This is a genomic window from Streptomyces sp. NPDC014733 (genome assembly GCF_043083385.1).
In the GTDB taxonomy this organism is placed as follows: Bacteria; Actinomycetota; Actinomycetes; order Streptomycetales; family Streptomycetaceae; genus Streptomyces.
In genome coordinates this window covers 227,633-250,542 of sequence record NZ_JBIBYO010000003.1, presented here as the reverse complement: position 1 = coordinate 250,542, position 22,910 = coordinate 227,633, and the positions used below count along the sequence as shown (strand labels likewise).

General features: G+C 71.3%; 18 protein-coding genes and 3 pseudogenes. 12 read left to right on the top strand and 9 right to left on the bottom strand.

Annotated features, from left to right (window positions below):
• The first annotated feature begins 50 nt into the window (after nucleotides 1-50).
• Both ACF1BH_RS09365 and ACF1BH_RS09360 read left to right on the top strand, forming a co-directional pair.
• Nucleotides 51-1,565, top strand: coding sequence for a hypothetical protein (locus tag ACF1BH_RS09365; RefSeq protein ID WP_391641820.1), 1,515 nt, complete (start codon nucleotides 51-53; stop codon nucleotides 1,563-1,565).
• Nucleotides 1,566-1,620: 55 nt separating this feature from the next.
• Nucleotides 1,621-5,088, top strand: a complete 3,468-nt coding sequence (locus ACF1BH_RS09360; RefSeq protein ID WP_391641819.1) for a right-handed parallel beta-helix repeat-containing protein — start codon at nucleotides 1,621-1,623, stop codon at nucleotides 5,086-5,088.
• Nucleotides 5,089-5,181: 93 nt separating this feature from the next.
• Here ACF1BH_RS09360 and ACF1BH_RS09355 read toward each other — a convergent pair whose 3' ends face one another.
• The 3 genes from ACF1BH_RS09355 to ACF1BH_RS09345 form a co-directional block, all read right to left on the bottom strand.
• Nucleotides 5,182-6,141, bottom strand: coding sequence for a hypothetical protein (locus tag ACF1BH_RS09355; RefSeq protein ID WP_391641818.1), 960 nt, complete (start codon nucleotides 6,139-6,141; stop codon nucleotides 5,182-5,184).
• A gap of 146 nt (nucleotides 6,142-6,287) precedes the next feature.
• The gene (locus ACF1BH_RS09350) at nucleotides 6,288-6,740 is read right to left on the bottom strand and encodes a GNAT family N-acetyltransferase (RefSeq protein WP_391641817.1); all 453 of its coding nucleotides are present in this window, start codon (nucleotides 6,738-6,740) and stop codon (nucleotides 6,288-6,290) included.
• 55 nt (nucleotides 6,741-6,795) lie between these two features.
• Nucleotides 6,796-8,259 (bottom strand): PLP-dependent aminotransferase family protein, encoded by a 1,464-nt coding sequence (locus ACF1BH_RS09345; protein ID WP_391641816.1) that lies wholly within the window; start codon nucleotides 8,257-8,259, stop codon nucleotides 6,796-6,798.
• Between ACF1BH_RS09345 and ACF1BH_RS09340 the strand changes: the two genes are divergently transcribed.
• Both ACF1BH_RS09340 and ACF1BH_RS09335 read left to right on the top strand, forming a co-directional pair.
• Entirely contained in the window at nucleotides 8,258-9,265 is a 1,008-nt protein-coding gene (locus tag ACF1BH_RS09340) for a DMT family transporter (protein ID WP_391641815.1), read from the top strand. The two genes, ACF1BH_RS09345 and ACF1BH_RS09340, sit on opposite strands and share 2 nt — an antisense overlap.
• Before the next feature lie 183 nt (nucleotides 9,266-9,448).
• Nucleotides 9,449-9,652, top strand: coding sequence for a DUF1918 domain-containing protein (locus ACF1BH_RS09335; RefSeq protein WP_391641814.1), 204 nt, complete (start codon nucleotides 9,449-9,451; stop codon nucleotides 9,650-9,652).
• An 81-nt stretch (nucleotides 9,653-9,733) separates the two neighbouring features.
• Here the strand turns inward: ACF1BH_RS09335 and ACF1BH_RS09330 are convergent, their stop codons facing one another.
• On the bottom strand, nucleotides 9,734-10,996 hold the full coding sequence (locus ACF1BH_RS09330; protein ID WP_391641813.1) for a glycoside hydrolase family 10 protein: 1,263 nt from the start codon (nucleotides 10,994-10,996) through the stop codon (nucleotides 9,734-9,736).
• A 161-nt stretch (nucleotides 10,997-11,157) separates the two neighbouring features.
• Here ACF1BH_RS09330 and ACF1BH_RS09325 point away from each other — a divergent pair, with 161 nt between their 5' ends.
• The gene (locus ACF1BH_RS09325) at nucleotides 11,158-12,027 is read left to right on the top strand and encodes a 3-hydroxybutyryl-CoA dehydrogenase (RefSeq protein WP_391641812.1); all 870 of its coding nucleotides are present in this window, start codon (nucleotides 11,158-11,160) and stop codon (nucleotides 12,025-12,027) included.
• Between the two features lie 574 nt (nucleotides 12,028-12,601).
• Here ACF1BH_RS09325 and ACF1BH_RS09320 read toward each other — a convergent pair.
• The 4 genes and pseudogenes from ACF1BH_RS09320 to ACF1BH_RS09305 form a co-directional block, all read right to left on the bottom strand.
• On the bottom strand, nucleotides 12,602-12,910 hold the full coding sequence (locus ACF1BH_RS09320) for a hypothetical protein (RefSeq protein ID WP_391641811.1): 309 nt from the start codon (nucleotides 12,908-12,910) through the stop codon (nucleotides 12,602-12,604).
• A 251-nt stretch (nucleotides 12,911-13,161) separates the two neighbouring features.
• On the bottom strand, nucleotides 13,162-14,706 hold the full coding sequence (locus tag ACF1BH_RS09315) for an RHS repeat domain-containing protein (protein ID WP_391641810.1): 1,545 nt from the start codon (nucleotides 14,704-14,706) through the stop codon (nucleotides 13,162-13,164).
• Between the two features lie 335 nt (nucleotides 14,707-15,041).
• Nucleotides 15,042-15,368: pseudogene (locus ACF1BH_RS09310) on the bottom strand (NAD-dependent epimerase); the annotation flags it as partial.
• A 625-nt stretch (nucleotides 15,369-15,993) separates the two neighbouring features.
• A pseudogene (locus ACF1BH_RS09305) lies at nucleotides 15,994-16,655 on the bottom strand (HAD family hydrolase).
• Between the two features lie 708 nt (nucleotides 16,656-17,363).
• Here ACF1BH_RS09305 and ACF1BH_RS09300 point away from each other — a divergent pair.
• From ACF1BH_RS09300 to ACF1BH_RS09270, 7 genes and pseudogenes are all read left to right on the top strand, one after another.
• A complete protein-coding gene (locus ACF1BH_RS09300) occupies nucleotides 17,364-17,654 on the top strand; it encodes a hypothetical protein (protein WP_391641809.1) in 291 nt (96 codons plus the stop codon).
• 183 nt (nucleotides 17,655-17,837) lie between these two features.
• Nucleotides 17,838-18,923 carry a helix-turn-helix domain-containing protein gene (locus ACF1BH_RS09295; protein WP_391641808.1) on the top strand — a complete coding sequence of 362 codons (1,086 nt, stop codon included), beginning with the start codon at nucleotides 17,838-17,840 and terminating at the stop codon, nucleotides 18,921-18,923.
• 99 nt (nucleotides 18,924-19,022) lie between these two features.
• Entirely contained in the window at nucleotides 19,023-19,517 is a 495-nt protein-coding gene (locus ACF1BH_RS09290) for a hypothetical protein (RefSeq protein WP_391641807.1), read from the top strand.
• Between the two features lie 760 nt (nucleotides 19,518-20,277).
• Nucleotides 20,278-21,207: a tyrosine recombinase XerC gene (gene xerC, locus ACF1BH_RS09285; protein WP_391641806.1), complete on the top strand. Its 930-nt coding sequence runs from the start codon at nucleotides 20,278-20,280 to the stop codon at nucleotides 21,205-21,207.
• 161 nt (nucleotides 21,208-21,368) lie between these two features.
• Nucleotides 21,369-21,629 (top strand): tyrosine-type recombinase/integrase, encoded by a 261-nt coding sequence (locus ACF1BH_RS09280; protein ID WP_391642193.1) that lies wholly within the window; start codon nucleotides 21,369-21,371, stop codon nucleotides 21,627-21,629.
• Nucleotides 21,630-21,667: 38 nt separating this feature from the next.
• A pseudogene (locus ACF1BH_RS09275) lies at nucleotides 21,668-21,778 on the top strand (3-hydroxyacyl-CoA dehydrogenase family protein); the annotation flags it as partial.
• Between the two features lie 256 nt (nucleotides 21,779-22,034).
• Nucleotides 22,035-22,292, top strand: a complete 258-nt coding sequence (locus tag ACF1BH_RS09270; protein ID WP_391641805.1) for a hypothetical protein — start codon at nucleotides 22,035-22,037, stop codon at nucleotides 22,290-22,292.
• Between the two features lie 51 nt (nucleotides 22,293-22,343).
• Here the strand turns inward: ACF1BH_RS09270 and ACF1BH_RS09265 are convergent, their stop codons facing one another.
• Entirely contained in the window at nucleotides 22,344-22,874 is a 531-nt protein-coding gene (locus ACF1BH_RS09265; protein ID WP_030278332.1) for an NUDIX hydrolase, read from the bottom strand.
• Nucleotides 22,875-22,910: the final 36 nt, after the last annotated feature.

The following is a 22,910-nucleotide window of genomic DNA, read 5'->3' as shown; positions in this document are numbered from 1 at the left end:
GGTGTCCACACCCCCCACCCGAACACCCGACGAGTGAAGCGGAACTCATCATGACCGACGAGACGGCGAACTCCCGCAGCGCGAAAGAGGCCGGTGCCGCCGGGGCGACCGGCGACACCTCCGCGCCCGTGACCGACGCACCGCCGCCGGACCGGAGCGCCCCGGCGGCGGACACGGACACCCCCACCACGTCGGCGGGCACCGCGAAGACCCCGGCCGGCGGGACGGCCCCGCGCCCCGGGCAGGAGCAGCCGGACCCCGCGGCGGACACCCCGGACGAGCCCCCGGCGGCCACCGGCGGAGCCGCCGGGGCGACCGTGCTGCGTCCCGGTGCGCCGCTGCCCGGGGCCGCGGAGGCCGAGGAGGAAGAGACGGCGGAGGCCGGGCCCGGGGCGGACGGCGGCACGGCCGCGGAGGAGACCGGGGAGACCGCCACCGCCGCCGCCTCCGTGACGGCCGAGGCAGCCCCCGCCCCGGCAGCCGCAGCCGCCGGGAAGAAGGCGTCCGCCGGGCGGCGCGGCCTCGGTCTCTTCCGCCGCGCGGACGCGGCGGCGGGCGCGGCGGGCGGGGCAGCCGGCGCGGCGGGCGCGGCGGGCGCGGGCGCCAAGGCGGAGAGCGGCAGCCGGGTCTCCCCCGGTGTGGTGGCGGGCGCGGCGCTGGCCGGAGTGGTGCTGCTGGGCGCGCCGTTCGCGATCTCCGCGCTGAGCAAGTCCTTCGCGGCGTCGCCGGCGAACGCCGCCGGGGACCTGACGCAGCCGCTGCCGGATGCCGGGAGCGACGGCGGCAAGGGTTTCGTGCCCGTCCCCGGCGGCGTCCGCAACGACGGCGGCACCGCCCCCCGGACGGACAGCCAGGCCCCCGCCGGCAGCGGGAACGCCCCCGGCGACGGCAGCACCGGCGGCTCCGGCTCCGGACCGCACACCGACGGCGACGCCACCCACCGCGCCGACCCGACCGCCGGCAGTGCCGACCACGGCGACAAGGCGGGCGCGGACGACAAGGGCTCCGGCTCCGAGGCGCACGTCAAGACGCTGGCGACCAAGACGTTCACCGCGTTCGCCGGGCCGACCTGCGGGACGTCCGCCGGCGCCTCGTACCACGAGATCGGCGCGTACGGCGACGGCAAGGAGGGGTGGCTGACGCGGACCGGCGGGTCGACGGCCGGGGGCTGCGGGGGCGGCTCCCGGGCGATACCGATGTCGGGCGACGCGGACTCGCCGGACTCGGACGTGACCGCGTACTGGCAGTTCAATTCCGGGATGAAGTCGGCAAGTTGCCGCATCTCCGTCTACATCCCCCAGGGAAAGAGCCCGGTGGAGGTGGGCGGGGCTCCCGCGCGATACTCGGTGCACAAGGGCACCAAGTGGTACGGCGGGGACCTCGCCGGGTTCCACATCGACCAGCCTCGCAACAAGGGAAGCTGGGTGCTCGGCACCACGGTCCACGTGGAGGGCGGCCGGTTCACCCTCCGGGTGACCAACGCCGGGCAGGACTGGGAGGGCGACACCTCGACGCTGGCGCATGTCGCCGCCGCCCAGGTGAAGGCCGAATGCCGCGCAGAGTGAGCACGTTCGGGCCCGGTGCCGTCACGGTGCCGGGCCCTGGAGGGAGTTAGCGGCGATGAGCCGTCAGGTGCTGGCCGTGGGGCCAGACGGGTCCGGGGCGTTCGCGACGATCGCGGAGGCGGTGCAGGCGGCGCCGAGCGGGGCGCTGATCACCGTGGCCCCGGGCCGGTACGCCGAGGCGCTGGTGTTCACCGGCATCGTGACCGTCGTCGCCGCGGAGGGCCTCGGCACGGTGCGGATCGCGCCGCGCACCGGCTCCGCGGTCACGGTGGCCGCCGAGGCGGTGAAGCTGACCGGTCTGGTGGTGCACGGCAGCGACCCGGAGCGCCCGGCCGTGGATGTGGCCGACGGTCAGCTGGAGCTGGACGGCTGCGAGGTCGGCGGCGCGGCGTGGGCCACCGTCCTCGCCCGCGACACCGGCACCCTCGCCATGCGCAACTGCGAGGTGACCAACCCCAAGGGCGCCGGGATCGTCGTCACCAGCGAGGCGGAGAGCGTCATCGAGGACTGCCGGCTGGCCGACCTCGGCGCGTCCGGCATCGTCATCGGCGACCACGGCGACCCGCTGGTGCGCCGCTGCACCGTCCGCGACGCGCGCGGCAACGGCCTGTACGTCAGCGGACACGGCCAGGGCACCGTCGAGGACTGCGACTTCTCCGGGACGGCGCAGCCCGGCGTCGCGCTGGAGGACGACAGCGCGACCCGGCTGCTGCGCTGCCGCATCCACCGCACGAAGGCCGTCGGCCTGCACCTGGCCAGCCGCAACCAGGTGCTGATCGAGGACTGCCGGGTCGAGGAGACCGGCAAGGAGGGCGTGACCGTCGCCGAGCACGCCGATCCGCTGGTGCGGCGGCTGCGGGTGGTCCGCAGCGCCGGGCAGGGGGTGCGGATGTACGACTCGGCGCGGGGGCGGTTCGAGGACTGCGCGATCGAGGCGAGCGAGGACACCGGTCTGTGGGTGGGCGGTGCGGCCCGGCCGGTCTTCACGGACCTGCGGGTCGCCGATGTCCGGGGCACCGGTGTGGAGCTGACGCAGGACTGCGTACCGGAGCTGGACCGGCTGACGGTCACGGAGCCGCAGGGCATCGGCCTGCGGGTGGCGGAGGACGCCCGGCCGACGCTGCGCCGTACGGTGCTGACCGGCGGCGGCGCGCACGGCCTGGAGGCGTGCGACACCAGCCAGGGCCGGTTCGAGGACCTGGAGATCACCGGCGTCCGGCGCACCGGCGTCCAGATCGGCGGCGAGGCCCGCGCGCGGCTGACGCTGCTGGTCGTGCGGCAGAGCGGCGCGGCGGGGATAGCCGTGTCCGGCACCGCGTCGGCGCGGCTGCGGGACTGCGATGTGGCCGGTACCGGCGGTGACGGGCTGTCGGTCGGCTCGGGCGCCAACGTCGTGGCGACGCAGTCGCGCTTCCACGACGGGGAGCGCAACGGCATCCTGGTGGCGGCCGGCGGCTCGGGCACCTTCACCGGCTGCGAGGTCTTCGGCAACCGCGGCGACGGCATCCTGACGCACACCGACGGGCAGTTCGCGCTGCGCTCCGTCTCCACCTGGGAGAACGGCGGCGCCGGGGTGCACCGCACGGTGGTCAGCGAGAACGCCCTGCTGGAGGAGGTGATGTCGCGCGGCAACGGGCTGGCCGACATCCACGGCGACGCGGCGGACGGCCCGGCGGAGCGCGGCGCGGCCGGGCGCGGCGAGCCGGCGTACGGCGGTGCGGACGTGCCGGCGGCGAGCAGCGCCGCCTGGGACGCGGCGACCGGTGCGACGGACAACGCCGCCGGTGCGCCGGAGGGTGCCGGGCCGGACGCGGCCGGGCCCGCCCGCACGGACGCGAAGAAGGAGAAGAAGAAGGCCCCCGCGTCGCCGCTGGAGGAGCTGGACCAGCTGGTCGGGCTGGCCTCCGTCAAGCACGAGGTGACCACGCTGGTCAGCCTCAACCGCATGGCGCGGCGCCGCGAGGAGATGGGCATGACGGTGCCGCCGATGAGCCGTCACCTCGTCTTCGCCGGGCCGCCGGGCACCGGCAAGACCACCGTGGCCCGCCTCTACGGCACGATCCTCGCCGAGCTGGAGGTGCTGCGGTACGGGCATCTGGTGGAGGTGGCGCGCCAGGATCTGGTGGCGCAGGTCGTCGGCGGTACGGCGATCAAGACGACGGAGGCGTTCAACAAGGCGCTCGGCGGGGTGCTCTTCATCGACGAGGCGTACACCCTCACCGCCCAGTCCGGCTCCGGCGGCCCCGACTTCGGGCGGGAGGCGGTGGACACGCTCGTCAAGCTGATGGAGGACCACCGCGACGACGTCGTCGTCATCGCCGCCGGGTACTCCTCGCAGATGCGCAGCTTCCTGTCGTCGAACCCGGGCATGGCCTCGCGGTTCAACCGCACCGTGGAGTTCCCCAACTACACGGTGGACGAGCTGGTGACCATCGTCGAGAGCATCTGCGAGCGGCACGAGTACGCCCTCGACCCGGCCGCCCGGGACGGGCTCGACAAGCTCTTCCGGCAGATGACGCGGGACGAGACGTTCGGCAACGGCCGGGCCGCCCGCGGGGTGTTCGAGGAGATGGTGGACCGGCAGGCGTTCCGGTTGGCGAACGAGGTGAACGCCACCCCCGCCGACATGGTCCGGCTGCTGCCGCAGGATCTCGGCGAGATCGCCGGTTCCGGCGTCGGTGCACATGCGGCGGGCGGCGACGAGGGTCAACTGGAGTCGCTGCTCGGCGAGTTGGAGCAGATGGTGGGGCTGGCGGAGGCCAAGCGGCAGGTCTCGGACCTGGTGCATCTGCTGGCCAACGCCCGGCAGCGGGAGGCGGCGGGGCTGCCGTCGCCGTCGCTCAGCCGCCATCTGGTCTTCGTCGGCCCGCCCGGCACCGGCAAGACCACCGTGGCGCGGCTCTACGCCAAGCTGCTCAAGGCGCTGGGGGTGCTCGCCGGCGGCCAGGTGGTGGAGGTGGCGCGCGCCGATCTGGTCGGCCGGTACGTCGGCCACACCGCGCAGATGACCACCGAGGCGTTCGACAAGGCGCGCGGCGGGGTGCTCTTCATCGACGAGGCGTACACCCTGACGCCGTCCGAGCGCGGCGGCAGCGACTTCGGGCAGGAGGCGGTGGACACCCTCGTCAAGCTGATGGAGGACCACCGCGACGACGTCGTCGTCATCGCCGCCGGATACGAGGCGGAGATGGGCGCGTTCCTCGCCTCCAACCCCGGTCTGACCTCCCGTTTCTCGCAGCGGGTGGAGTTCGGCAACTACGACGCCGACGAGCTGGTGATCATCGTGAACCGGCAGGCGAAGGCGGGCGGCTACACCTGTGCCCCGGAGCTGGAGGCGCTACTGCGCGCGCACTTCGCGTCGGTGCCCAGGGACCGCAACTTCGGCAACGCCCGCTACGCCCGCAAGGTCTTCGAATCCCTCGTCACCCGGCAGGCGGGCCGTCTCAGCCGCCAGACGTCCCCGAGCCGCGAGGAGCTGCTCCAGCTGGTGCCGGAGGATTTCCAGGAGGCGTCGCTGACGTGATCCACGGGCGGGGCCGTGCGGGCCGGCTGCGCCCCGCGGCGGTTGCCGGGGCGCGCGCCGTGCGCGCGCATCCCGTGGCGGCCGTCGCCCCGCTCAGTCCTGCCCCTCCTCCCGGCTCCGGCGGCGGTGGTCGACGACGCCCCAGCCGACCGCCCCGGCCAGCAGGGCGCCGCCCAGCGCGGTGGTGCCCAGGCCGGTGCCCGCGGCGCCGCCGAGGCCGGTGTCGGAGCCGCCCTTGGGCAGCCGGCCGTGGTCGGCGGCGACCACCGTCAGGGTGCCGGTCAGCGTGGTCCTCCCGGGCCCGCGCCCCCTGCCACCGTCCGCCGGCGCGGCGCCGCTCGCCCGTACGGCGGACACCGCCCGGGCCGTGACCGCACCCGCCGGACCGCCGCCCGCCGCCGCGCCGTCCACCGGGCCCCCGGCGGGCTGCCCGGCGCCGGCCGCGCCTCCCGGGTCCACCGGCGCGCCGGGGGACCCGTCGCCGGGCAGCAGCGCGCCGCCGGACGGGCCGAGGCCCCCGGGGGCGGGCACCGTACCGGCTCCGGCTCCGGCTCCGGCTCCGGGCAGACCGTCGGTGGGCGGCGTCCCGCCGCCGGGGGACGACCCGCCCGGCGGACCGCCGCCGGGTGCCACGGCGCCCGGATCGCTCTGAGGTACCGGCCCGTCGCCCGCCGACGGCCCCTGCGCCCCGGGCCGCCGACCGCTCCCGCCGCCGCTCCCGCCGTCCTCACCGCCGCCGCAGACCACGGTCACCTTGTACGAACCGGGTTCGACGGAATCGGGGACCCGCCCGGTGCCGCCCACCTGGTCGCGGAGCGTCGACAGTTTCATCGTCGGTATGCCCGCGCCGTCGAACGTCGCCTCGCCGCTCTCCCCGGGGCAGTTGCCGCCGTCGGAGACCGAGAACTCCTCCCCGGGGGCGACCGGGTCGGGCTGGACGACCGCCCGGTGGGCGTCGCCCGCGGCGAGGACCGGCCCGGCGCCGGTCAGGGCCAGCGAGGCCGCGAGGGCGCCGGTGGCCGGTGCGTGTCGGAGGACATGCCGTATGAACATGCACCGAGGAGACCCCGGCCGCCCGCCCGGCGCACCTCGGTCCGGGCCCGCAATCCGCGCCGCAGGCCCCGAGCACCATCATCCGCGCAGGTCACGGGCGGCGCTCCGCCGACCGGGTGGCGGCTGGGCCGGACGGGGAACAGCGGTCAGCGCCCGGGCGTGTCGGGAGCGGCGAGCGGTCGCGCCATCCACTCCCCGGGCACCGGCAGCGGCCGGAACCCGGCCTTCTCGTAGACACCGTGGGCGTCCCGGGTGGCGAGCACGATCCGCGGCAGTCCGCGCGCCGTGAGATCGGCGGCGACCGCCTCGACGAGGGCGGTGCCCAGGCCCCGGCCGCGGTCGGCCGGATCGACGTAGACATCGCAGAGCCAGGCGAAGGTGGCATGGTCGGTGACGACCCGCGCATACGCCGCCTGGCGTCCCGAACCGGTGGCGTACAGCCCGAAGTTGAGCGAGCCGGCCACCGCCCGCTCCTGCCGCTCCCGGCTGCGGCCGGACGCCCAGTAGCTGTCCTCGGACAGCCAGCGGTGCAGCCGCTCGTGGTCCAGCCGGGCCGGTTCCGTGGACAGCTCGTAGCCCGGGGGAAGTTGTGGATTCATGGCCGGAGAGTCGCAGACCGGCGGGGCGGACGTCGAGCCCTTTCCGGCCGGAGCGCTACGGCGCGACCTCCCGCCAGGCGGTGGCCAGGCGCTGTACGCCCTCGGCGAGTTCGGCGGGGCCGGAGGCCGAGGCGAAGGCGAGGCGCAGATGGGCCGCGGGCGGCTCGGCGGGGAAGTACGGGCGGCCCCGGGCGACGGAGACCCCGGCCCGCAGCGCCGCACCGGCCAGCGCCTCCTCCGAGGTGCCGTCCGGCAGCCGCAGCCAGAGGTAGCAGCCGCCCCGGGGCACGGTCAGCGCCCTGCCTCCGTCCGCGCCCACCAGGTCCGGCAGCTGGGTGTGCAGTGCGGTGGTCAGCGCGTCCCGGCGGGCCGCCAACTCCTTGGAGATCAGCCGGAGATGACGCGGCCAGGACGGTGAGCCGACCAGCTCCAGCGCGGTCTCCTGGAGCGGCCCGGGGACGAAGAAGCTGTCGACGACCTGGATGGCGCGCAACCGGTCGAGGACGGGACCGCGGGCGGCCAGCGCCCCCACCCGCAGGCTCGGGGACGTCACCTTCGTCAGCGAGCCGACATGGACGACGGTGCCGTGCTCGTCGTCGGAGATCAGCGTCGGCGGCAGCGCGGACGCGGGCTCGTGGGAGAGGCGGCGGGCGAAGTCGTCCTCGATGACGAACGCCCCGGCCGCCCGTGCCACCCGCAGCACCTCGGCCCGCCGCTCGGCCGGGAGCACCGCGCCCGTCGGGTTCTGGAACAGCGGCTGGCAGACGAAGAGCCGGGCGCCGCTGGCCCGGAAGGCATCGGCGAGGAGGTCGGTCCGTACGCCGTCCGCATCGACCGGCACCGGTACCGGCCGCAGCCCGGACGCGCGGGCGACGGCCAGGACGCCGGGGTAGGTCGGGGACTCGACGAGCACCGGCGCGCCGGGCGGGGCGAGCGCCCGCAGCGCGGCGGTCAGGGCGCTCTGGCCGCCCGCCGTGATCAGCACGTCGCTGGGGGCCAGCGCGCCGCCCGGCCCGCCGATCTCCCGCGCGAACCACGCCCGCAGCTCGTCCACGCCCGCCATCGGCGGCCGCCGCCAGGCCCCGGGGCGCCGGCCGGCCCGGGCCAGCGCGGCGGCCAGGGCCCGTTCGGGCTGGAGGTCGGGGTGGAGGTAGCCGCCGCTCAGCTCGACGACACCGGGCGGCGGCCCCGCGAGGGTGGCGATCACCCCGGAGGCGTCCACACTGCGCGGCACCTGGTCCGCGCCCCCCTCGGCGCTCAGCGCGATCTCCTGCCAGGAGGTGTCGACGGGGCGCGCGGCGCGGGCGGGCGGGGCGGCGCGGAAGACCCCGGCGCCGGGCCGGGTGGTGACCAGGCCCTCGGCGGCCAGCTCGGCGAGCGCCCGGGAGACCGTCACCGGGCTGACGCGGTACCGCTCCCGCAGCGCACGGCTCGACGGCAGTTTCTCTCCTGCCGAGTAGCGGTTGACCTCTTTCCGGAGGGCTGCGGCCAGTTCGGCGACGCTGCTACGCTCATGCATGAGAGCACACGATAGCGCTACCGGCGCCGCGAGGATAACGGTCGACGCCCCTTCGGCCCGGCCCCCGGCCCCCGGCACCACACCGGCCGCGGCCCGGCCCGCGGCCACCGCGCCGCCCGCCGGAGCCGCTTCCGCCCCTCCCCCCGACACCGCCCGCGGCGGCGTCCTCCTCGCCGCGCTCGGCGTCGCCGCCTTCTCGCTCACCTTCCCGGCGACCGTCTGGGCACTGGAGGGCCTGGGGCCGTGGACGGTCGTGATGCTGCGCAGCGTCCTGGCCGCCGCCGTCGCCGGCGCCTGCTTCGCGGTGCGCCGCACCCCGCTGCCCGTACGGCGCCACTGGCCCGGTATCGCCGTCGTGACCTGCGGGATCGTCCTCGGCTTCCCGCTGCTGACCACGCTCGCCCTGGAGACGACGACCACCTCGCACGCGGCGGTGGTCGTCGGTCTGCTGCCGCTGACCACCGCCGCGTTCGCCGCGCTGCGCACCGGGACGCGGCCGTCGCGGACGTTCTGGATCGCGGCGCTGACCGGTGCGGCGGTGGTCATCGCGTTCGCCCTCCAGCAGAGCGGTGGCCGCCCGGGCACCGGTGACCTCTTCCTCTTCGCGGCGCTGCTGGTCTGCGCCGCGGGGTACGCCGAGGGCGGCCGGCTGGCCCGCGCCATGCCCGGCTGGGAGGTGATCGGCTGGGCGCTGGTCCTGGCGCTGCCGGTGACGGCCGCGGGCTCGGCCCTCGCGCTCGCCGCCGAGCCGCCGCACCCGACGCCGCACGCGGTGGCCGGGCTGGTGTGGCTGGCGGCGGGTTCGACCTTTGCCGGGATGGTCGTCTGGTACCGCGGGATGGCGGCCATCGGGGTCGCCCGCGCCAGCCAGATCCAACTGGCGCAGCCGCTGCTGACGCTGGTCTGGTCGGTCACCCTGCTCGGCGAACATCTGCCGCCCGCGGCCCCGGTGGCGGCTCTGCTGGTGCTGGCCTGCATCGTGGTCACCCAGCGCAGCAGGGGCTGAGGTGGAGTTCCGGGGCCGGGCCGCCCCGGACGCCCCCTTCGCGCGCCGGATGCGCCATTCGCCCCCGGACGTAAACTGGCCGCAGCGGCATGTACCGCCGTCCGGGCCGCCCCGGCCCGTACTCCGTTGGCCAGGCCGCCCGGCCGAGCGGCGGCACGGCCTTCCCAGGCGGGAGGACCCCTGATGCATGCGACCAAGGGCGACCGGCTGCTGGTGCACGGCAGAACCGTCGGACACCGGGACCACGTCGTCGAGATCATCGAAGTGCTGGGCGAGCACGGCGATCCCCCCTTCCGCGTCCGCGACGAATCGGGCCACGAGACGATCATGTCGCCCGGCCCCGACACGGTCGTCCGCCACACGGAACCGAGCCACCGGACCCGCTGAGCCCCGTCCAGGACGCCCCACCCGACCGACGCCACGGACCCGCTCCGGGCGCCGCCCACGCGGCGGTGTCCGGAGCGGGTCCTACCGGTAGTGGTCCGCCACCACCCGCGCCATCGCCCCCGACGGATCGGCGGCCACCTCCGTGGCGGCGAAGAAGACATGGCCGCCCACCTGCGGATACCGGTGCGCGAAGGTGAGGTGGCGGGAGAGTTCCGCCGGGTCCTGCCAGGGCGCGGGCTGCGCCGGGCCGCCCGCCTTGTAGAGGGCCTCCCCGAGGTAGAGGTCCACGCCGGTGCCGGCCACCGTCCGCGCCCACCACGGCACGATCCGCGCGTAGTCCGCCGCCTCGAAGCCGAGGTGCCAGTACGCCTGCGGGGCGAGGTAGTCGAGCAGTCCCAGCCGGGCCCAGCGCCGGGTGTCGGCGTAGAGGTCGTCGTAGGTCTGCACCCCGGCGCAGGTGTCCGAGCCCGCCGGGTCGGTGGCGCGGTTGCGCCAGACGGCGAAGGGACCGACCCCGAACCGCACCCGCCGCCCGGTGGCCCCGCACACCGCCGCGACCCGCGCCGCCGTCTCCCGCACCAGCAGTTCGGTGTTCTGCCGCCGCCAGGCCGCCCGGTCCGGGAAGCCCGTGCCGTACGCCGCGTACGAGGCGTCGTCGGCGAACTCCTCGCCCGCGACCGGATACGGGTAGAAGTAGTCGTCGAAGTGGAGCCCGTCGACGCGGTAGCGGCGCACCGCGTCCAGGAACGCGTCCTGGACGAAGCGCCGGACCTCCGGCAGCCCCGGGTCGTAGTACAGCTTGCCGCCGTACCGCACCACCCAGTGCGGGTGGCGGCGCGCCGGATGGGACGGCGTCAGGCGCCCCGGGTCGTCGTGGAGGGCGATGCGGTACGGGTTGCACCAGGCGTGCAGCTCCAGGCCCCGGCGGTGCGCCTCGTGGACCGCGTACCCCAGCGGGTCCCAGCCCGGATCGCGGCCCTGCTGTCCGGTGAGGTGGACCGACCACGGTTCGTACGGTGACGGCCACAGGGCGTCGGCGGTGGGCCGCACCTGGAAGAAGACCGCGTTGAGGCGGCGGCCGGCGGCGGCGTCGAGCAGGGCGAGGAGTTCCCGGCGTGCCTCGGCGGGCGGCAGGCCGGGGCGGGAGGGCCAGTCGCGGTGGGCGACGGTCGCCAGCCACATCCCGCGCAGCGCGGGGCGCGGGCGGGCCCGCGCGGGGCCCGCCCCGCCGGACGGTGCCGGGTGTCCGGCGAGGTCCGCGGCGGTGGCCACGGGTCCGCCGGTGCGCCACGCGGTGGCCCCGAGCGCCGCCACGGTGAAGCTCCGGCGTGTGATCGGTCTCATCAAATACCCCCAACTTGTCCATCTTTGGCCTGATTCTTGGAGGTCAGAATGCCCGCCCCGGCGCCAGGAGGCCCGTACCCGTACGAGTAACTTGGGGGGCCAGGCGGGTCCGGCACCCCTACGGAGCCCCGCCGGTCCCGTAGATCAGCGAAAGGCACGAGGTGACGGACACTTTCACCGACATCGCACGCGTCGGCGTCGTCGGCTGCGGTCAGATGGGCGCCGGAATCGCCGAGGTGTGCGCACGCTCCGGGCTGGAGGTCATGGTCGCCGAGACCACCGGCGAAGCCCTGGAGCTGGGACGCACCCGACTGACGAACTCGCTCGGCAAGGCCGCCGACCGCGGCAAGATCACCCCCGCCGAACGGGACTCCGCGCTCGCCCGCCTGAGCTTCACCACGGACCTCGGGGAGTTCGCCGACCGTGACCTCGTCATCGAGGCCGTCGTGGAGAACGAGCAGGTCAAGACGGAGATCTTCCAGGTCCTCGACCAGGTCGTGACCCGCCCGGATGCGATCTTGGCGTCCAACACCTCCTCGATCCCGCTGGTGAAGCTGGCCGTCGCCACCTCCCGCCCCGACCAGGTCATCGGGATCCACTTCTTCAACCCGGCGCCGGTGCAGCAGCTCGTCGAGCTGATCCCCGCGCTGACCACCGGCGACGAGACGATCGCGCGCGCCGAGGCGCTGGTCCAGAACGTCCTGGGCAAGCACGCCATCCGCGCCCAGGACCGCTCGGGCTTCGTGGTGAACGCCCTGCTCATCCCGTACCTCCTCTCCGCGATCCGGATGTTCGAGTCGGGCATGGCCAGCCGCGAGGACATCGACAACGGCATGGAGCTGGGCTGCGCCCACCCGATGGGCCCGCTCAAGCTCTCCGACCTGATCGGCCTGGACACCGTCGCCTCGGTCGCCGCCTCGATGTACGAGGAGTACAAGGAGCCGCTGTACGCCGCGCCGCCGCTCCTGGCCCGCATGGTCGACGCGGGGCGGCTGGGGCGCAAGAGCGGGTCGGGGTTCTACTCGTACTGAGGGCCCCGACGACGTCGCCAACTGGCGCTATTCCAGGGGGAGTTCCCCCCGGGGTAGCGCCAACAGCGGCGCCGCGTTCGGGCGGCTCATCCCGCCCCGGGCGGCCTCCTAGCCACGCAGCCCGCGGCGCCAGCGTGGCCTGCCCGGCGATGCAGCCTCGTGAACGTCGTCAGCTGACAGGAAACCGTCCCCGACCTGGGGCTTTGTGCCTTTCGGAGCTGTCGGGATCTTTCTCGCTTACTCAACGGAAAGTCCCTGGGAAGCCCCTCGGACAGAGCTGAAAGTCCCTGAAAAATCCCTGGGAAGTTGCTGGTTCCGAGCGGCATGACCTGCGATTCCGAGCCCTGCATCGGCGGCGGGGGCGACGGTCGGTGGCAGCAGCTCGCCGTCTCCAAGGCTCCGGGAAGGGCTACCAGCGGTCCCTGCCGGGCCACCGGACCGCCGACCCTGCCGCCCTTCAACGGGACCGCAGTCGAGTTCGAAGTGCCAATTCCTGCCGACAGCGGGATCACCTGGTGGTGGGCACGCAGCAAGTCGGCGTCCACTAGCTCAACCGTCTCCTGTGGCAGGAGATTTAAATGTGGGTGAATTTGCACAACCATCGCGCGTCAGGGTCACCCACTACGTAGTAGAGGCGCAGGGCCTTCCCTTCCTCCTTGACGCTCATCGCCCAAGTGTAGGTAGTTGGGCTCGTTTTGCGCCCCTGAGGGACATCATTGGAACCGTCCAGATCCCCCTGCCCAATCTTCGCACTATGCGACTCCCCTTTCTTGATCGTTAGTTGCACCATGTTTCCTTCGGCGACAGTGAGGCCACCCTTGTAGGAGTCAAGGACGCGCCAGCTCCCTTTGCCGGAGAGGCTCCAGCGGTCATCGAAATCCATTTCTTGGCCCCGAAGTTTCACCGCTGTGAGCGTCCCTGCGCTGCTCAGGGTTAGACGGGCCCCTTCGGGACCGCGCCACTCTCCCAGAAGTGCCTTTGTTTCGAAGTGAGGTGCCGGCGGTAGCGGTTTGTATGTCGTCGCACACGAAGTCGCAAGGAAGGCGAATAGTGCGAGCCCCAAGGAGGGGAGTCTTCTGTAGCGCATTGCAGTTTGCCCGGGTTTCCGCTCTTGTTGTGACATGCGAGAGTGCATCACTTGTCGTTGAGTGGGTGTCTCATCTTGATTTGATCCCGCCAATGGACTGCCATGAACGCGTCTTTCTGTCCACCCGGAGCAAAATCCAGCCCCATTTCAGACACTCGCTTCAGGAGAGGATTTCCCTCTCCCTTCTCGTACCCGGATGCGCTTGGGTCCCGCGTGGCCGAAGTGCGAGTCATCGGATTTTTGAGTGTGAACGTTACGCCGGCGGTTTGCGTCTTCGCGTCATAGGAGTCGAATTGGGCGCGAAGCGTGTAGGACCCGAGTATCGCCTGCGCCGCGGCCGGACCAGCTGAATCCATTCCAAGAGCGCGATCGGTGAAGCGTATTCCGTCGAACGCGGGAAGCGCCCATACGGGAAGATGGTACAAGTCGGCTGCGTAGGTGGCGTGGTAGCTGATCGAATTCGCATCGGCCTCGTCTCCCACCGACTTCCCCTTGAGGTTCGCCAGCATGGCCTTGACGATCCATATCCAGTCCATGTTCTTGACGTCCTCGGTAAATGCGTCGCCCTCCCAGAACTGCCACACCGTCGGCGCTGCGCCAAGAGCCCAGAGGGCAATGATCTGAGGCTCGGACGGGTCAAGCGGGTTGATCTTCGAGACTCCTGGAAGACCTGACCGGTAGGCGGCGCTGGCTCGGCCGCCAATGCTGCCACGGCGCTCTTCTGAGTACCCGCCACAGTACGGCTGGATGCATGAGCGGGGGCCGATCTTCCAGTTGGGTTTGGTGGAGAGGCGCATGCCGCCGCCTTTGTTCTGGACAACGCCGTAGCCGCGTCCGGAGCCGTCGGGGTCGGCGAAGAGTTTCCCGTCGGGGTCGCTGAAGGTGGTGGGGTTGTTGTTGCTGTACGTGTAGCCGTTGATTTGTTGGGGGTCCGTCAGGTCCATGACGGGGTCGACGGAGAGGAAGCGGCCGGTGTCGGGGTCGTATTCGCGGGCGCCGAGGTGGGTGAGGCCGGTGTCGGTGGTGTCGTTGGTGCCGCCGACGAAGCCTTTGGTGCCGGGCCAGGTGCGCGGTTGGGTGCCTCGGGGGCCGCCGAAGGGGAGGGCGCGGCGTTGAACGAGGGTTTGGTCGGCGGTGCTGACGGCGAGTTGGCCGGTGCCCTGGTGGTCGGCGAGGGTGACGGTGTAGGTGCCGTCATCGGTCAGGACGGCCTGGTTGCCGCCGCCCAGGGGGATGCAGCGGGTGGCTTTGGGGGTGTCGGAGCCCTTGTCGAGGGTGACTTCGGTGTGGTCGCCGAGAGTGAGGGTGGTCTTGGTGTCGGTGCGGGTGATCAGGCGGTTGCCGTAGGCGTCGTAGAGGTAGCTGGTGGTTTTGGTGTCCTTGTCGCCAGTGGGTTCGGTGACCCTGGACAGGTGGCCTTCGGGGTCCCAGGTGAGGGTTTGTTTGTCGCCATGGAGGGTGCGGGTGGTGGTGTTGCCGGTGGGGTCGTAGGTGTAGGCGGAGGCGTTGGTGCCGGTGGGGGTGGTGTCCCGTCGCCCTCGGAAGCGAGGATCTTCTCCTCTTTTTCGGGGGCGATGCCGTGCTTCGCCCAACGAGGGTGGCTCACAGGGCGGCGGCCGGCGTTCAACCAGGCCCAGGTGTCCGCGACCGTCTCGCGGATCGGTCGGCAGCGGAGCCCCGCTGCGACCGCCTTTGCCGAGTCCACGGCCCACACGCCGGCGTGCGTACGCCACAGCGGCAGCTCCGTCCACTGCGTCACATGGTGGCTGGCCAGCCGCTCGGCAGATACCCACAGGGGGCGGCCGGCACCGCCGGTCACTTCCAGGCACGCGGTCAAGAAGCCCTGGAAATCGATGCCTTCGGGGTGCGCAACGTTGTACGCAGCGCCGCCTGCCGCTGTCTCCCCGGCGGCCTGGTCCAAAGCGAAAGCAGCTACGTCGCGTACATCGACCGGCTGGATGCGGCGTTCGGCCGGTGCAGGAGCAAGGATGGGCCCTCCGCGGCACGCCCGATTCAGCCACCACGGCAGCCGACCGACGTACTCACCTGGGCCAAGGATGACACCGGGGCGCAGAAGCACAGCCCGGTCCCCGAACACCTCGGTGACGGCGCGCTCACCTCCCGCCTTCTGGAAGCCGTACTCCGTTGGCGACCCGTCGGCTCCGGTGAACCCAAATGTCTCATCGGCGTCAGGCGGGCAGACGAGCAACGGGGAATCCTCGATCAGAGGAGCGTGCGGCCACCCTCCGTACACAGAAACAGTGGAAATGTGCACCCAGCGGGCCGCCGCGTCGCGCAGCGTGCGGGTCGCGGGGCGGCAGGTCCGAACTGGAGGTGTCGATCACGGCGTCCCAGGGACCGTGCCCGGCAAGGCGCTGAAGATCCTCCGGCGATGTCCGGTCCCCATGAAATGGGGTCGTGCCAGGCACGTCAGGTGCAGAGCGTCCGCGAGTGAACGTCGCCACGTCCCACCCACGTCGCAGGGTGCCGCGCACGACCTCTTTGCCCAAGAACCACGTACCACCCAGCACCAGAACCCTCATGGGTACGAATCTTGCCTGCTCAGCAGGTATGAGGGAAGGCCATGGTGACCCGCCGGAATCCTCGCGAAGGTCCCGCACGGCAAGGCGCGACATGCTTCGGTGGGTTCTTCAAAAACCGGTCCGGACAGGGGCGTTGGGCCAGGCCGGGTTCGCCGACATCAGCGTTGCCATCCTGCCGTCGGCCACCGCGGGCCCCACTCCGTGTACACCCTGCTGACCACGCTGATACGCCACCGGCATGAACCGCGTTCGACGTACGGCGGAAGCTGGCCCCGCACCAGCACGAGCAGTGCGTCCGGTACCTGGACGAACGGCTCTACGGGTGGGCGACGACGGTCAGCTCTCTTGCGCATTGAACTTCTCGATGACCCCTGGAAGATCCATCAGCGATTCGATCCGGAACGTCGGGAGGTCACGCGCCTCGGCCGTATTTCACTGGATCGTCGCCCAGGGCCACGATGGATCAACGCCATACGCATTCCGGCCGCGCCCCCGGACCGGAGATCGTTGTCGACTCGGTCACCGACGTACAGGATCTCGCCGGGCTCGGCAGGGACAACCGCGGCGACGCGCTCGAAGAACGCAGGATCCGGCTTGCTCGCGCCCCAGTCGTCGGACGTGCCGATCAGGTCGATGTCCTTGGAGAACAGCTCAGGCAGGAGGCCACCGGCACGCACGGTCTGGTTCCCCGCGATGCCCAGCCACAGGCCAGCGGCACGGAGAGCGGCGAACGCCTCGCGTACATCGGGGTACAGGCCACTCTCATCGAAGTGCTCAGGGCTGCTGGCCGCAGCCCGCTTCTCCCGCTCTGCGTAGAGATCGAAGCCGGGCCGAAACTCCTGGAACACATCACGGTAGTCGCATCCTTGAGCGATATCCGCGCCGAACATCGCCGCGAAGGTGTGCCGAGGAACGTCCAACCAATCAGCCCAGGTCCCGTACTCCCGCGTCTTATCGACCAGGCACTCACCGACATCGAAGACCACCGCGCGAATCATGCAGCCACGCCTTCGACCCTTACGACCACACTGCAGAGCAGGCGGCGGACCGGCAGGCGATGCGCGTCGAGCTGTCCAACCACCCGAGGATCCGCTGTCCATCCGCATCGACCGCCTCGCGCTCGTCGCGCAGCGGCCCAACGGCCGACAGACCGGTGGCCCCTGCGGAGGGCCAAGGTGGGGTGGAGTCTTCACGCGGACGCCATCAGCCGCGTCGCGCGGGGTTAAGGGCAAGGCCGCGGCAGGGCGTATGCCGTCGGGTGCAGGCGGGCGCCATGGCCCTTCTTGGGGTTTCGGCTGCGCTGCCTTCGGTCGTGGTGGGAGCGAGAGGTGGGTGTGTGGTCTTTGTGAAGGTGAAGCCCTCTAGCCCATGCTGAACGGGGGCCCCTTGAGGCGGCGGTGGCCCTTGCACCTGCGCTGGAAGATGAAATTCCACTTGTGGTGGTCGAACATTGGGGCACCAGCGACGCCTGGTCATTCGCAGATGCATATGGCGAAGCCGGTCATCCCGGCAGAGGGCATGCGCGACAAGGGAACCGCTGTTCGTGGGCGGGGCGGGATGCCCGTTGCTTTCTTACATACGATGAACAGCTATCGCGCTTTCGTGATGATTTGGCGACTCTCCGTATGCGGAAAGGGCTAGGGTTTTGGGCCAAAGGACCCTGGGAGCTCGGCGGACAACCATCCCTCAGGGCCCTTCAACCACCCGTGACCACGAAGTTCAAGGAGGCGTACGTGCCTTTTCCTTCGCGTCTGGTGCGCTGCCTGCACAAGGCACTGACCAGCGGATTCGAAACTAGCATGCACCGCATTTGCCAACGTCAAACGTCTGTGGACACGCGTGTCACCATCGGCGGCGGCGCGTTCGTCGCCGCGGCCGTCCTCGGTCTCGTGCTCATCTACGGCGCGCCGGCTCTCGTTCTCGTCGGGGTGGCGACGCCGCTGGCCGCCGTCGCGAACCGTTCCGCGTTCCATCTGCGCTGCACGACGGTGGTGTAGAGGACGCGGGGGTCCGGCAGCCGGGACTGCCGGCCCCCCGCCCGCGGACTGCTGTGTTCCGGCGCGCCCTCATGTGCCTTTTGTGCCAACGCGTGCCCACATCGCGCCCCTCGCGCGACGAAAGCTCCGCGCGGTGCCCCGTGTAGAGCTACCTCCACACCTTCGTTCGCTTTGGGAACTTCCATGACGAAGACCAGCACCTGCCCTGTATGCGGTACCCCCATCAGCCACCCCGCGACCGGCCGGCACCGGACTTACTGCAGCACGAAGTGCCGTAGCGCCTCCTACCGCACGCGGAACGGCACGACGGCCACGTCGCCACGCCTCTACGACGACGCTGTCCGCCGCATCGGCAAGTCCACCCTCGCCCGCGCTCAGGCCGTCGACCGCAGTGCACGCCGGCCTGTGCCGGCCCTGCCTCTTGAACTCCTCGAAAACTACGTCGCCCTGCAGCGCGACACCGCCGACGGCATCGCCGTCGCGATCCGCCAGGCCAAGGACAACGGCGTCACCTGGCCCGAGATCGCCAAGACCATGCAGGCATCGGAGAGCACGCTCAAGCGGAACTTCTCGGAAGAGAAGGTCAACAAGGCGCTCCAGCGGCGCCAACAGCGCCGCCCCGCCCAGACCCGGACGGTGCTCACGCCCCATGCGTCACGACGTGTCATCGTCGGCAAAGCCAACCGCTCCCGGCCGGGTGAGCCCGGCAGCCGTCTGGCCCACGCCCTGTCCCATCTGCGTCGCAGCAGGTGGGGCGAACGCCCGATGTCGACCCTGGCCTCGCGCATGGAGGTCTCCACGTCGTACGTCTACCGGATCATGGTCGGCGGCAGAACCCCGTCCTGGGAGGTCACGGAAGCCTTCGCGCACGCCTGCGATGCCGACTCCAAAGACCTGATCTACCTGTGGAATCTTGCCAACGGGCTGCCGCCCGCAGTCGATGACGGCTGTCACACGTATGAGGATGCTGTCCACGCCCTTCAGGGCGCCTTGCGGGGTCTGCACCTGGCCGGCCTCCAGCCCGACCTGCACCTGCTGCTGCGGCGCCCTGACGTGCAGTTGCTCATGGACGACGTCACCGAACTCCTCGGCCCCAGACTGCCCCCCGCCGCGTGCCTGCGATGGCCGGTCGTGCGGGACCTGACGCGGGCGCTGTACGGCGACGTCGACGATCTGCGCGTGCTGTGGGAACGCGTCGACGATCTTTCCCGCACGCCACGAGACCCAGGCGACGACGGGCCCCGGCTGCCGGCCGGTGCCTTCGGCTGACCACCACTCGCTCTCCACTCTTCGGGGAACTCCTTGCTGCCCTCTCCCGCCGGCGCCACCGCCGCGCGCCCCCGTCACAGAGTCAGCGACTCCGTCACGGTGGCCTTGCCCGTCGATTTCCTGGCGTTCTGTCAGCTCCACCACGATGCCTACCAGCGCTATGTCTGCCAGGTCATCGCCGACCGCATCACCGCCACCCACGTACTGCAGCACGCCCTGGGGGATCTCGTGCTCACCTGGCACGAAGCTCTGGCCGGCCCGCGCACCGCCGCCGTCGCGTGGTCCACGCTCACCCGTCGCATCCGGCGCGCCACTGCGACCGGGGGCGCGCCGGCCAGCGCGCTGTACCGCTTCGTTCCTGCCGGCGAAGCCGACGCCGTCGTCCTACACCGGCTCGCAGGCTTAACCCTCGCGGAGACCGCCGACACACTCGGCACCGAAGCGGCCTCCGTCGCGGGCCTCCTGGACCTCTTCGACCGGCGCCTGTCCGCAACACCGGCCACCGCCTTGCGCGCGTGCTGGAGAACGGCGGTCCACGGGCTTACCTCTGCGACGGCAGGTGAACGGATGCCGGCACCGGCCAACAGATATTGAGCACGTCCCTGGCCACGGCGAAGGGCGGAACTGGCGGGCTACTCCCACGGGGACCCGTTTTCCCTCATCTCGTAGCAGGACAAGGGGGAAATGCCATGTGGCGGGGCCCGGGTTCACCTGGGTCCTGCCTTCCTGTTGTGTCGGAACATCTCGGCTTAAAGCGTCCGCCAGTAGGTCATGAACGCGTCGGATTGGCGGCGCTCGTAAGGTGCGAGCGGTCAGGTGGCGAGGGAATTCCCGGGGAGTACTCGCACGCAGGTCAGCGAGCCTTGAGGGACGACCGGAGGCTGAAACAGAGATCGACTTCGAATACTAAGCGTCACCGCTCGCAGAAGGCCGCAAACGCGCTGGTCAGCCCCACTAGAATGGGCAAGCTCTCACCGTGCCCTCCGGGGTGCGGCTCCGTCATGGCGGTCGCCTGTCCCCGACGGCTGTGGGATCGCGTCGAGGAGATCCGAGCCCGCTAGCTCACGCAGGGCGAGTTGCCGGTACGCGGCGCCGAGGCCGGTCGCCCCCGACGGGGTGACCGGCCTCGCCCGCGGAGCGTGGCACATCGAACTCCAGCCGGAAATAACTGATTAGCCGAAATCCACGTCGAACCGCGACCACTGCCATTCGCCCACGGCAGACACCCACTACTGGAACCGTGCGGGGACCTCATGCCAACGTAGGTTTACCGGCAAAACCACAGGTCAACGAGGGGGAAATCGAGCGTCATGGATAGCTACACCCAACCGGCATCCCCATCTCAGAACACCCCTTGTCGGGTTACATAGAAGATCGCTGGCTCAAGAAGAAGCCCAACAAGGACACCGGAAAACGGGAACGCACAGCCCTGTGGGGCAAGGGAAATCGCTACCGGGTGAAGGGCATACCGGGCGTCCGCGACCGCTCCTTCGACACGAGCGAGGACGCCAAGCAGTGGCTCGCCAACGCACAAACCGACACCACGCGTGGCGAGTTCATCGACCCTCGCGACGGGGCGATCCCGCTCACCCAGTACGTCGAGAAGTATTGGTGGCCGAGCCGGTCGGACGAGCCGTCGACGGCCGCGTCCATGCGCAGCAAGATCTGGAACCACATCATCCCGCTCTTGGGCACCACAGAGCTTCGGGACATCGACGCTGCCGCGCTGCGTGCCTGGAAGGCCCAGTTGCTGACGCGGGTCGAGGCATCCACGGCTCAGGTGATCTGGATCCACCTGTCCACGATTCTCGAAGCCGCCGTCGATGACGGCCGTCTGGTCAAGAACCCCTGCAAGGCACACCGGACGGTCAAGGCGCCGAGGCCCGCCCGAAAGAAGGCGAAGGCGTGGTCCAGGGCAACCGTTGAGGCTGTCCGTGCGGCGCTCCAGGAGCGGTACCACATCGAAGTGGACCTCGGCGTCGGCCTCGGCCTTCGGCAAGGCGAGGCATTCGGCCTCGGCGAGGAGGATTTCGACTTCGGTGCCGGCGTCGTACACATCCGCCGACAGCTGCGGTGGGACTCCAGGGAAGGCCGTACTTCTGCCTGCCGAAAGGCGGTAAGACGCGAGACGTGCCTGTCTCCCCCAACCTCGCCAGGCGGGCCAAGGAGCACCTACGTCGTTTCCCTCCGGTCACTTGCACCCTCCCGTGGCGCAATCCGGAGCCGCCGACGAGCGAGCTGGAAGCTCGACAGCGCAAGCCGATCTCCGTCCGGCTGGTTCTGAGCACCTCGCACGGCAAGCGCGTCAACTGCTCGACGTGGAACAAGAGGAGCTGGCGGCCGGCATTGGCAGCAGTCGGAGTCCTGAAGGTCATCGGCGAGAAGACCGAGACGCACGGTGGCCGCGCTCGTCGGTACCCCGTTCACGAGCTCTCACGCGAGGACATGTTCCACGTGCTCCGGCACACGTATGCAAGCACTCAGCTCGAAGCCGGCGAGTCGCTCGTCAGCGTCGCCGAGTGGCTCGGGCACGCCTCACCGCAGACCACGCTGAAGCACTACGCGCACTTCATGCCCGAGGCGGGCAAGCGAGGGATCGCCGCGATGGATGAGTGGTTCGATCAAGATCCCTCATCGGGACAAGACCCACGGTCGAATGTCCCTGGGAAATCCCTGGGCGCCCGGGAGACCCCGAGTCGTCCTTGAATCCGCAGGTCACAGCGGCGGCCGCGCCTACTGCCGACCTGTACGAGGAGTACAAGGAGCCGCTGTACGCCGCGCCGCCGCTCCTGGCCCGCATGGTCGACGCGGGACGGCTGGGGCGCAAGAGCGGGTCGGGGTTCTACTCGTACTGAGCCGCCCGCACCCCGGACACCCGACGGCCCGCCCCCTGGAATTCGCCTTCCGGGGGCGGGCCGTCGCACTGTCCCCACTTTCCCCCGGAGCCCCATCCACCTCCCCCTTTTCTCACTCTCCGTGACTTCACACGGGGTGTGCGCCACTGACCCACAGAAGTCCGGCACACACACTCCCGCCTCCCCCTTCCGGGCAGTTGACTGGTCTCGTAACCGGACGACGGATGTCGCGACAGCGGAAAAGAGGAAACGGAAAGTGACCGCCCACCCTGAACGCAAGCTGGTAGCCACCGATGTGGCGGAGCTGAGGCGGTGTCTGGACGTACGCACCGCCCGCGTCGACGGCGAACTGGCGCTGCTCGCGCAGCGGTCCGCGCAGTACGAGCGCGATGCGGACGAGCTGAACGCCCGCATCGCGCAGTTGGAGCACGGTCGCTGGCCGCTGCCGTCGGTGGCCGCGCTCGCCTCCGTGGCGGCGGTGGCGGTGACCGTCTGGCAGGTGCTGGCCAGGTGACCGCACCCGGCGCCGCCGCCCGAGGACGGCGGTGCCGGGCATCGACCCGCCTCAGCCGAGGCGGAGCTGATGGAGCATCAGGAGGGCCGCGGCCATGTTCGCCGCGGGCACCTCACCCCGCGCCACCATGTCGGGCACCAGTTTCAGCGGCACCCACTCCCGGCGGTCCGACTCGAAGCCGTCCTGCGGCGGGCCCGTGTAGGTGCCCTCGTCGGACCAGTAAATGTGGTGCCGGGCGTCGGTGAGGCCGTTGGACGGCTCCACCGACATCAGATGGGTCAGCGGACCGGGCCGCCACCCGGTCTCCTCCTCCATCTCCCGCGCCGCCGCCACCGCGATGTCCTCGCCGTCCTCGACGACGCCCGCGGCCAGCTCCCAGCCCCAGGAGTCGGTGATGAAGCGGTGCCGCCACAGCAGCAGCACCTCATTGGCCTCGTTGACCACCGTGGCGACGGCCACCGGCCGCATCCGGATGAGGTAGTGGTCGAGGTGCCGGCCGTCGGGGATCCGCACATCGGCGAGATTCACCCGGAACCAGCGATTCTCGTACACGGTCTCTTCCGCGAGATTGTTCCAACGCACTGTCTGCCACCTTCCGCGTAGATCCGGCAAGGTGAC